8 protein-coding genes are annotated in these 9,565 nt (G+C 63.4%); 3 read left to right on the top strand and 5 right to left on the bottom strand.

The annotated features are described in order from the left end of the window. Positions 1 to 109 precede the first annotated feature (109 nt). Entirely contained in the window at positions 110 to 1,216 is a 1,107-nt protein-coding gene (locus AC07XM_RS19365) for an NADH:flavin oxidoreductase/NADH oxidase (protein WP_102689608.1), read from the top strand. A gap of 116 nt (positions 1,217 to 1,332) precedes the next feature. Here AC07XM_RS19365 and AC07XM_RS19360 read toward each other — a convergent pair whose 3' ends face one another. The 5 genes from AC07XM_RS19360 to ydcS all read right to left on the bottom strand — a co-directional run bounded on the left by AC07XM_RS19360 (position 1,333) and on the right by ydcS (position 6,797). Next, entirely contained in the window at positions 1,333 to 2,757 is a 1,425-nt protein-coding gene (locus AC07XM_RS19360; protein ID WP_102689607.1) for a gamma-aminobutyraldehyde dehydrogenase, read from the bottom strand. Between the two features lie 17 nt (positions 2,758 to 2,774). Continuing rightward, a complete protein-coding gene (locus AC07XM_RS19355; RefSeq protein ID WP_016485158.1) occupies positions 2,775 to 3,581 on the bottom strand; it encodes an ABC transporter permease in 807 nt (268 codons plus the stop codon). Further along, the gene (locus AC07XM_RS19350; protein ID WP_102689606.1) at positions 3,571 to 4,482 is read right to left on the bottom strand and encodes an ABC transporter permease; all 912 of its coding nucleotides are present in this window, start codon (positions 4,480 to 4,482) and stop codon (positions 3,571 to 3,573) included. Before AC07XM_RS19350 ends, AC07XM_RS19355 begins: the two co-directional genes overlap by 11 nt. Position 4,483: 1 nt before the next feature. Then, on the bottom strand, positions 4,484 to 5,515 hold the full coding sequence (locus AC07XM_RS19345) for an ABC transporter ATP-binding protein (protein ID WP_096425660.1): 1,032 nt from the start codon (positions 5,513 to 5,515) through the stop codon (positions 4,484 to 4,486). A gap of 130 nt (positions 5,516 to 5,645) precedes the next feature. Further along, entirely contained in the window at positions 5,646 to 6,797 is a 1,152-nt protein-coding gene (ydcS, locus tag AC07XM_RS19340) for a putative ABC transporter substrate-binding protein YdcS (RefSeq protein WP_023049204.1), read from the bottom strand. A 216-nt stretch (positions 6,798 to 7,013) separates the two neighbouring features. Between ydcS and AC07XM_RS19335 the strand changes: the two genes are divergently transcribed. After that, a complete protein-coding gene (locus AC07XM_RS19335) occupies positions 7,014 to 7,697 on the top strand; it encodes a tellurite resistance TerB family protein (RefSeq protein WP_096425661.1) in 684 nt (227 codons plus the stop codon). Positions 7,698 to 7,938: 241 nt separating this feature from the next. Beyond that, on the top strand, positions 7,939 to 9,561 hold the full coding sequence (locus tag AC07XM_RS19330; RefSeq protein ID WP_016485163.1) for a methyl-accepting chemotaxis protein: 1,623 nt from the start codon (positions 7,939 to 7,941) through the stop codon (positions 9,559 to 9,561). Positions 9,562 to 9,565: the final 4 nt, after the last annotated feature.

Genomic DNA, 9,565 nt, shown 5'->3' with positions numbered 1-9,565 from the left:
CCCCCCCACCCATTCTGGTCTAGTCTGAAGTTATGACCGGACCTGGGCCAGGGACGTGCAATTGAGTGCCCGGGCCGGATCACCATTGGAGTTCTTGGGAGGTGCCCTCATGAGCCTGCTGCTCGAGCCTTACACCCTGCGTCAGCTGACCCTGCCCAACCGCATCGCCGTATCGCCGATGTGCCAGTATTCCGCCATCGATGGCCTGGCCAACGACTGGCACCTTGTCCATTTAGGCAGCCGTGCGGTGGGTGGCGCGGGGTTGGTGATCACGGAAGCCGTGGCGGTTACTGCCGATGGCCGCATCACCGCCGAAGACCTCGGCCTGTGGGACGATGCCCAGATTGCACCGCTGCAACGCATCACCCGTTTCATTACCGCCCAGGGGGCCGTGCCGGGCCTACAATTGGCGCACGCCGGGCGCAAGGCCAGTACCTACCGCCCATGGCTGGGCAAACAGGGCAGTGTGAAAGTCGAAGAGGGAGGCTGGCAGCCAGTAGGCCCATCGAAGATCGCCTTCGACCCGCAACACACAGCGCCACACGAGCTGACCCAGGACGAGATCCAGGGCGTAATCGCGGCCTTTGTCGCCTCGACTGAGCGCGCCTTGAAGGCCGGTTTCAAGGTGGTCGAAATACACGCCGCCCATGGTTACCTGCTGCATCAGTTCCTGTCACCGTTGAGCAACCAGCGCCGCGACGAGTACGGCAGTTGCTTTGAAAACCGTATCCGCCTGACCCTGCAGGTGGTCGAGGCCGTGCGCACGGTGTGGCCTGCCGAATTGCCGCTATTGGTGCGGGTTTCGGCAACCGATTGGGTCGAGGATGGCTGGAACCCGGATGAAACTGTCGAACTGGCTCGTCGCCTGCGCGGGTTGGGTGTGGACCTGATCGATGTGTCCTCTGGCGGTACCTCGGTAAACGCCGAGATCCCCACCGGCCCCGGCTACCAGACCCGCTTCGCCGAACGTGTGCGCAAGGAATCGGAAATTGCCACCGGCACCGTGGGCATGATCACCGAACCGGCCCAGGCCGAACACATTCTGCGCACTGGCCAGGCCGACCTCATCTTCCTCGCCCGCGAACTGCTGCGCGACCCGTACTGGCCACTGCACGCCGACGACGACCTGGGCGGCAACAAGGCCACCTGGCCTGCGCAGTACCAGCGCGCGACCAGCCGCGCCAACCCGATTCACGAGTCCGATTTGCGCGACTAGCGTACCGGCCTGCGGGTGATTTGCGAAATTTTGTGCAGGGCAGAAATCGAGCGCCGCCCGCGCGGCGCTCGATCTCGTAGGCGCCACAACTCTAACGACAGACTCCAACGCTTTCCTCAATGCTTGATCATCACATGCCGCACGCAGGTGTAGTCCTCCAGCCCATACATCGACATATCCTTCCCATACCCTGAATGCTTCTGCCCGCCATGGGGCATTTCGCTGACCAGCATGAAGTGGGTATTCACCCAGGTGCAGCCGTACTGCAAGCGCGCCGCCAGGCGGTGGGCGCGGCCGGTGTCGCGGGTCCACACCGATGAGGCAAGGCCGTAGTTGGAGTCGTTGGCCCATTCCAGCGCCTGCGCTTCGTCTTTAAAGCGCGTGACCGAGACCACTGGGCCGAATACTTCGTTGCGCACGATCTCGTCGTCCTGCAGGGCGTCGGCCAGCACGGTCGGCTCGAAGTAGAAACCATTGCCCTCAATCGCCTTGCCACCCGTCACCAGGCGAATGTGCGGTTGGGCGATGGCCCGCTGCACCAGCCCGGCGACCTTGTCGCGGTGCTGGGCACTGCTCAGCGGCCCCAGTTCGGTGTCCTCGGCCTCCTGCAGGCCAGGTTTCAGGCTCGCTACTGCTGCACCCAGGCCCTCGACGAAGCGGTCGTAGATACCGTCCTGCACATAAAGGCGACAGGCTGCGGTGCAGTCCTGGCCGGCGTTGTAGAAGCCGAACGTGCGGATGCCGTCGATGGCGGCGTCGATGTCAGCATCATCAAACACCAGCACAGGCGCCTTGCCACCCAGCTCCATGTGCATGCGTTTCACGCTGTCGGCGGTGGCGCTGATGATGTGCGCGCCCGTGGGGATGGAGCCTGTCAGCGACACCATGCGCACCTTGGGATGGCTGACCAGCGGGTTGCCGACGGTCTGGCCGCGGCCAAAGAGAATGTTCAGCACGCCCGGCGGCAGCAGGTCCTGGGCCAGTTCACCCAGTCGCAAGGCGGTCAGCGGGGTCAGTTCGGAGGGTTTGATCACCACCGTGTTGCCGGCTGCCAAGGCCGGCGCGATCTTCCAGGCCAGCATCATCAACGGGTAGTTCCAGGGTGCGATGGAGGCCACCACACCCAACGGGTCGCGACGGATCATCGAGGTGTGGCCCGGCAGATATTCGCCGGCCGCCGAGCCGCCCAGGCAGCGCGCCGCACCGGCAAAGTAGCGGAACACATCGGCAATCGCCGGGATTTCGTCGTTCAGCGCCGCGCTGAGGGGCTTGCCGCAGTTCTGCGATTCCAGCCGGGCCAGTTCATCGCCATGGGCTTCGATGGCGTCCGCCAGCGCCAGCAAGGTTTGCGAGCGGTCCTTGGGGCTGGTTTGCGACCAGCTGTCGAAGGCTTGGTCGGCGGCGCGCACGGCGCTGTCCACCTGGGCCTCGGTGGCTTCGTTGATTTGCGCCAGGGCCGTACCCAGCGCCGGGTTGAGCACGGTCCAGGCCGGGCCTTGACCTGCGACCAGCTGGCCATTGATCAGCATCTGCGTTTGCATCGGGGGCTCCTCCAGTGTCATTTGCCACTGCCCGCGACGCTTTCGCCGCCGCGGGTCAGGTAATAGGCGCCAAGGATTGGCAGCATGGTCACCAGCATCACCAGCATGGCGACCACGTTGGTCACCGGCACGTCGCGCGGTCGGCTCAGCTGGTTGAGCAGCCAGATCGGCAGGGTGCGTTCGTGGCCGGCGGTGAAGGTGGTGACGATGATTTCATCGAACGACAGGGCAAAAGCCAGCATGCCGCCGGCCAGCAGCGCCGAGCCGAGGTTGGGCAGGATGATGTAGCGGAAGGTCTGCCAGCCATCGGCGCCCAGGTCCATCGACGCTTCGATCAGGTTTTGCGAGGTGCGCCGCAGGCGGGCGATCACGTTGTTGTAGACAATCACCACGCAGAACGTGGCGTGGCCGACCACGATGGTGAACACCCCGGGCTCTATCCCCAAGGTCTTGAACGCCGAGAGCAGGGCGATGCCGGTGATGATGCCGGGCAAGGCAATGGGCAGGATCAGCATCAGCGAAATGCTCTCTTTGCCGAAGAAGTTGCGCCGATACAGTGCGACTGACGCCAGTGTGCCGAGCACCAGGGCAATCAGCGTGGCCAGGCAGGCCACCTGCAGCGACAGCTTGATCGCCTCCAGCACATCGGGTCGGGCGAAGGCCACACCAATCCATTTCAGGGTGAAGCCCTTGGGCGGGAAGCTGAATGCCGCGTCTTCGGTGTTGAAGGCGTACAGGAAGATGATCAGGATCGGGAAATGCAGGAACAGCAGCCCGCCCCAAGCCGCCAGGCGCAGCCCTGTAGACGCTTTTTCAGAGTGCATCGAAGGCCCCCAGGCGCTTGACGATGGACAGGTACACCGCAATCAGCACGATGGGCACCAAGGTGAACGCGGCGGCCATCGGCATGTTGCCGATCGCCCCTTGCTGGGCATAGACCATGCTGCCGATGAAGTAGCCGGGCGGGCCGACCAGCTGCGGCACGATGAAGTCACCCAGGGTTAGCGAGAAGGTGAAGATCGAGCCGGCGGCGATGCCCGGGATCGACAGCGGCAGGATCACTTGCAAAAAGGTTTGCCCAGGCCGTGCGCCAAGGTCTGCCGAGGCTTGCAGCAGCGAAGGCGGCAGGCGCTCCAGCGCGGCCTGGATCGGCAGGATCATGAACGGCAGCCAGATGTACACGAATACCATGAAGCGCCCCAGGTGGGAGGTCGACAGCGTGCTGCCGCCCACACCGGGCACGGCCAGCAGCGCTTGCAGCAGGCCATCCAGGTGCAACTGCTGGACAAACCACTGGGCCACGCCGCCCTTGGCCAGCAGCAGGGTCCAGGCGTAGGTCTTGACGATGTAGCTGGCCCACATCGGCATCATCACCGCGATGTAGAAAAATGCCTTGGTCTTGCCGCTGGTATAGCGCGCCATGTAATAGGCGATGGGGAAGGCCAGTACCGCGCTGGCCAGCGACACTGCCACCGCCATGCCCAGGGTGCGCAGAATGATGTCGAAGTTCGACGGGTTGAACAGCGCGGCGAAGTTGCCCAGGGTCAGGTCCGGGGTCACCGCCATGGTGAAGTCGTCGAAGGTATAGAAGCCTTGCCACAGCAAGTTCAGCAACGAGCCCAGGTAGATTGCGCCGAACCAGGTCAGCGGGGGTATGAGCAGCAGTGCCAGGTAAAGGTTTGGGCGCCGGTACAGCAGGTTGGCCAGGGTGCGCAGTGTGCTCATTTCAGTGGGCCTCGTTTTCCTGCAGCACCGTCATGGCCTCGCGGGGCCAGTGTGCCCGCACCCGTTGCCCGGGCTGCCAGGGGTGGGCTTGTGCTTGCCAGCGGTCGTTGGCCTGGCTTACCGCCAACAGCTGGCCACTGTCCAGTTGCAGCTCGTAGCGGGTGGCGCTGCCCTGGTACTGGATATCGCGCAACAGGCCGCTTACCTGCACTTCGTGGCTGGTCACCACAAGGTCGCCCAGGCGGATGTGCTCGGGGCGGATGGAGAAGGGCGCCGGGCTGCCGTTGAGCTGCATGGCCAGCTCGCCACGCACTACGTTGGACGTGCCGACGAATTCTGCGACGAAGGGGGTGGCGGGCTTCATGTACAGATTGCGCGGTGTGTCGACCTGTTCGATACGGCCGCGGTTGAACACCGCGACCCGGTCGGACATCGACAGGGCCTCGGTCTGGTCGTGGGTGACAAAGATGAAGGTGATGCCCAGCTGGCGTTGCAGCTTTTTCAGCTCGCCCTGCATCTGTTCGCGCAACTTAAGGTCCAGTGCGCCCAGCGGCTCATCCAGCAGCAATACCCGTGGGCGGTTGACCAGAGCGCGGGCCAGGGCCACGCGCTGGCGCTGGCCGCCAGACAGCTGCGCTGGCTTGCGCGCGCCATAGCCGGCCAGGGCCACCATGGCCAATGCTTCTTCGGCGCGGTTGTGGCGTTCGGCCTTGGCCACGCCTTTTACCTTCAGGCCGTAGGCGATGTTGTCCAGGACATTCATGTGCGGGAACAGGGCGTAGTCCTGGAACACAGTGTTGACGTCGCGCAGGTAGGGCGGCACCCCAGCGGCCTCGACACCGTGGATGCGGATCGAGCCGCTGGTGGGTTGCTCGAAGCCGGCGATCAGGCGCAGGCAGGTGGTCTTGCCCGAACCTGAAGGGCCGAGCATGGAGAAGAACTCGCCATCGATGATGTCGATGCTGACCTGGTCGACGGCCTTGACCTCGCCGAAGGTGCGGCAAACCTGGGTGAACTGGACGGCTAGGGGCATGCGTGGGCTCCGGACATCGATGTTTCTCCTGTTCCGGCCTCTTCGCGGGCAAGCCCGCTCCTACAGGCGGTGATCAGCCTGTGGGAGCGGGCTTGCCCGCGAAGGGGCTAGTACAGGCATTCAGGCAACCTCAGCGCCCACCCATGATCGCAATGTAATCCTGGGTCCAGCGGCTATACGGCACGAACTTGCCCCCCTGGGCCTGCGGGGTCTTCCAGAAGGCAATCTTGTCGAAATTGTCGAAACCGTTGGTCTTGCAACCTTCGGCCCCCAACAGTTCGCTGCCGGTGCATGCCGCCGGCACCGCCGGCAACGAGCCGAACCAGGCCGCCACATCACCTTGCACCTTCGGCTGCAATGACCAATCCATCCACTTGTAGGCGCAGTTGGGGTGCTTGGCTTCGCTGTGCAGCATGGTGGTGTCGGCCCAGCCGGTCGCGCCTTCCTTGGGAATGGTCGAGGCCACCGGCTGGTTTTCGCCCTTCAGGCCATTGACCATGTAACCCCAGGAGCTGGAGGCGACAACGCCTTCGTTCTTCACATCACTCATCTGCACCGTGGCGTCATGCCAGTAACGATGGATCAGCGGTTGCTGCTGGCGCAGCAGTTCCAGCACGGCCTTGTATTGCTCCTCGTTCAGCTCGTAGGGGTCCTTGATGCCCAGTTCGGGCTTGGTGGACTTCAGGTACAGCGCCGCGTCGGCGATATAGATCGGCCCGTCGTAGGCCTGCACGCGGCCCTTGTTGGGCTTGCCGTCGGGCAGGTTCTGCGGCTCGAACACCACACCCCAGCTGGTGGGGGCCTGCTTGAAGGTATTGGTGTTGTAAAGCAGCACGTTCGGCCCCCACTGGTATGGCGTGCCGTACACTTGATTGTCGACCACGTACCAGCCACCGTTCTGCAGGCGCGGGTCGATGTTCTTCCAGTTGGGGATCAGGGCGGTGTTGATCGGCTGCACGCGCTTGCCCACGATCAGCCGCAGCGAGGCATCGCCCGAGGCGGTGACCAGGTCATAACCGCCCTTGGTCATCAGGCTGACCATCTCGTCCGAGGTGGCGGCGGTCTTCACACTGACCTTGCAGCCGGTTTCCTTCTCGAAGCCGGTCACCCAGTCGTAGGCCTTGTCGCTTTCACCGCGCTCGATATAGCCGGGCCAGGCGACGATATCCAGGCGCCCCTCGCCAGGCCCCAGGGCCTTGGGCGGTTCGGCAGCCTGCAGGCTGGCGCTGGCCAGCACGGCACCGGTCATGGCGCCGAGCAATGCGGTCTTGTGCACTGACATGGTGTTCCCTCTTTTTGGAGATCTTGTTCGGGGCAGTCATCAAGCAAGCCGTGAAGCAATTGTTATAAGCGTAGTGCGATCGCGCGAGGTATTGGCGATATCGAGTCTAGTTGGCTTTTTGCCAGCCAATGCAACATCCGGAAGCAAATCCGCGATGGCGTGCGTTCTGCCAAGCCTTACTCTGGCGGTTGAATCTTCTTGCGTGGAGACACATGAATGAACACTCGGGGCTTGCTTGATCAACTCCTCAAATCCGGCCAGCAGATGCTCGAAAAACAGGGGGGCGCCAACACGTCCGGCAGCGCTGGCGGTGGGCTTGGCGGGCTGTTGTCCGGTGCCGGTGGCGGCCTGTTGGGTGGCGGCGCTCTGGGCTTGTTGCTGGGCAGCAAGAAAGCCCGAAAATACGGCGGCAAAGCCCTGACCTATGGTGGCCTGGCCGCGCTGGGAGTGCTCGCCTACAAAGCCTACGGCAACTGGCAGGCCAATCAGCGCGGGGCCGCAGCCGAACCGCAAACCGTCGACCGCCTGCCGCCTGCACAGGTCGAGCAGCACAGCCAGGCGGTGCTGCGGGCGCTGGTGGCGGCGGCCAAGTCCGATGGCCATATCGACGAGCGCGAACGGGCGCTGATCGAGGGCGAGTTCACCCGCCTGGACAGCGACCGCGAGCTGCAGCACTGGCTGCACGCCGAGCTGAACAAGCCGCTGGACCCGGCCGAAGTGGCCCGCGCCGCGCAAACGCCGGAAATGGCCGCCGAGATGTACCTGGCCAGCGTGATGATGGTCGACCAGGAAAACTACATGGAACGTGCCTACCTCGACGAACTGGCCCGCCAACTGCGCCTGGACCCAGGCTTGCGTCAGGAGCTGGAAAGCCAGGTACGGCTTGCTGCGGGCCAATAACTGGGGGCTGCGTCGCAGCCCATCGCCGGCAAGCCAGCTCCCACAGGGTTATCACAACCTTCGACATTTCGCTGATACCTGTGGGAGCGGGCGTGCCCGCGAAGGGCTGCACAGCAGCCCCAGTGACATGTCCATCAGCAGGTATGCCTGTTTAGCCCTCACTTCACCCGCAAATCTGTAAGGCCTCTGGGCTATACTTCGGCGATTTTTCCCGCTCGTTGTGAATTCCTGAGGGCTGAATGTGAAAAACTGGACCTTGCGCCAACGGATCCTGGCAAGTTTCGCCGTGATCATCGCCATCATGCTGCTGATGATCGTGGCCGCCTACTCGCGGTTGGTGGCCATCGAAACTGCCGAACAGGCGGTGGGGACCGACAGCATTCCCGGGGTCTATTACAGCTCGATGATCCGCAGCGCCTGGGTCGACAGCTACGTCACCAGCCAGCAACTGGTGGGGCTGTCCAACCACCGTGAGATCACTTCAGCCGACATGGAGCTGTTCAAAAGCTTCGAAGACCGGCTCAAGCAGCACATGGCCAGCTACCAGGCTACCATCCAGGACAAGGACGACCAGACCCGCTTCGAGAGCTTCGTGCAACTGGAAGAGAACTACCTCAGGATCGTCAATCAGGTGCTGGATGCATATCGCCAGCACAACTACGCCGAAGCTGAACGGCTGATCATGGAGGTGCTGACGCCGGCCTGGGTGGAAGGGCGCAAGCACCTTAATGAAGTGATCGAATTCAATCGGGCGTCTGCCGCCTCCGCCACCAGCGAGATTGTCAGCGCCGTGAGCACGGCCAAAGGCAGCATGGTGGTTTCGCTGCTGCTGGCCATCGTCGCGGCCGCCATTTGTGGCCTGTTGCTGATGCGTGCCATCACCGCTCCCATGCAGCGCATTGTCCATGCGCTCGACAGGTTGCGCTCGGGTGACCTGAGCATGCGCCTGAGCCTGGACCGCAAGGACGAGTTCGGCGCCATCGAAAGCGGGTTCAACGAAATGGCCGAGGCACTGGCCAACCTGGTGGCACAGGCACAGCGTTCGTCGGTGCAGGTGACCACGTCGGTTACCGAAATTGCCGCCACGTCCAAGCAACAGCAGGCCACTGCCACCGAAACGGCAGCTACTACCACCGAAATCGGCGCCACCTCGCGGGAAATTGCGGCCACTTCACGTGATCTGGTGCGGACCATGACCGAAGTCACCTCCGCCGCTGATCAGGCTTCCAGCTTGGCCGGCTCCGGCCAGCAGGGGCTGGCGCGCATGGAAGAGACCATGCATCAGGTGATGGGCGCCGCCGACCTGGTCAACGCCAAGCTCGGTATCCTCAACGAGAAGGCCAGCAACATCACTCAGATGGTGGTAACCATCGTCAAGGTTGCCGACCAGACCAACCTGCTGTCGCTGAACGCCGCCATCGAAGCGGAAAAGGCCGGCGAGTACGGCCGTGGCTTTGCTGTGGTGGCCACCGAAGTGCGCCGCCTTGCCGACCAGACCGCCGTGGCCACCTACGACATCGAGCAGATGGTGCGTGAAATCCAGTCGGCGGTATCGGCCGGGGTCATGGGCATGGACAAGTTCTCCGAAGAAGTACGCCGTGGCATGTTCGAAGTGCAGCAGGTGGGCGAGCAGCTCAGCCAGATCATTCATCAGGTGCAGGCCTTGGCGCCGCGCGTGCTGATGGTCAACGAAGGCATGCAGGCCCAGGCCACCGGTGCCGAGCAGATCAACCAGGCGCTGGCCCAGCTCAGCGATGCCAGTACCCAGACCGTCGAGTCGCTGCGCCAGGCCAGTTTTGCCATTGATGAACTGAGCCAGGTGGCCGCCGGCCTGCGTGGCGGCGTGTCGCGTTTCAAAGTCTGACCGC

The organism is Pseudomonas sp. GW460-LB5, from assembly GCF_059423245.1.
The sequence above is the reverse complement of the archived record's forward strand: the minus strand, read 5'-3'. Positions and strand labels throughout refer to the sequence as shown.

Excerpts from the sequence above, each read along its gene's own strand:
- ydcS (WP_023049204.1), bottom strand. The coding sequence starts at position 6,797 with ATGTCAGTGCACAAGACCGCATTGCTCGGCGCCATGACCGGTGCCGTG.
- AC07XM_RS19335 (WP_096425661.1), top strand. The coding sequence starts at position 7,014 with ATGAACACTCGGGGCTTGCTTGATCAACTCCTCAAATCCGGCCAGCAG.
- AC07XM_RS19350 (WP_102689606.1), bottom strand. The coding sequence starts at position 4,482 with ATGAGCACACTGCGCACCCTGGCCAACCTGCTGTACCGGCGCCCAAAC.
- AC07XM_RS19365 (WP_102689608.1), top strand. The coding sequence starts at position 110 with ATGAGCCTGCTGCTCGAGCCTTACACCCTGCGTCAGCTGACCCTGCCC.
- AC07XM_RS19360 (WP_102689607.1), bottom strand. The coding sequence starts at position 2,757 with ATGCAAACGCAGATGCTGATCAATGGCCAGCTGGTCGCAGGTCAAGGC.
- AC07XM_RS19345 (WP_096425660.1), bottom strand. The coding sequence starts at position 5,515 with ATGCCCCTAGCCGTCCAGTTCACCCAGGTTTGCCGCACCTTCGGCGAG.
- AC07XM_RS19355 (WP_016485158.1), bottom strand. The coding sequence starts at position 3,581 with ATGCACTCTGAAAAAGCGTCTACAGGGCTGCGCCTGGCGGCTTGGGGC.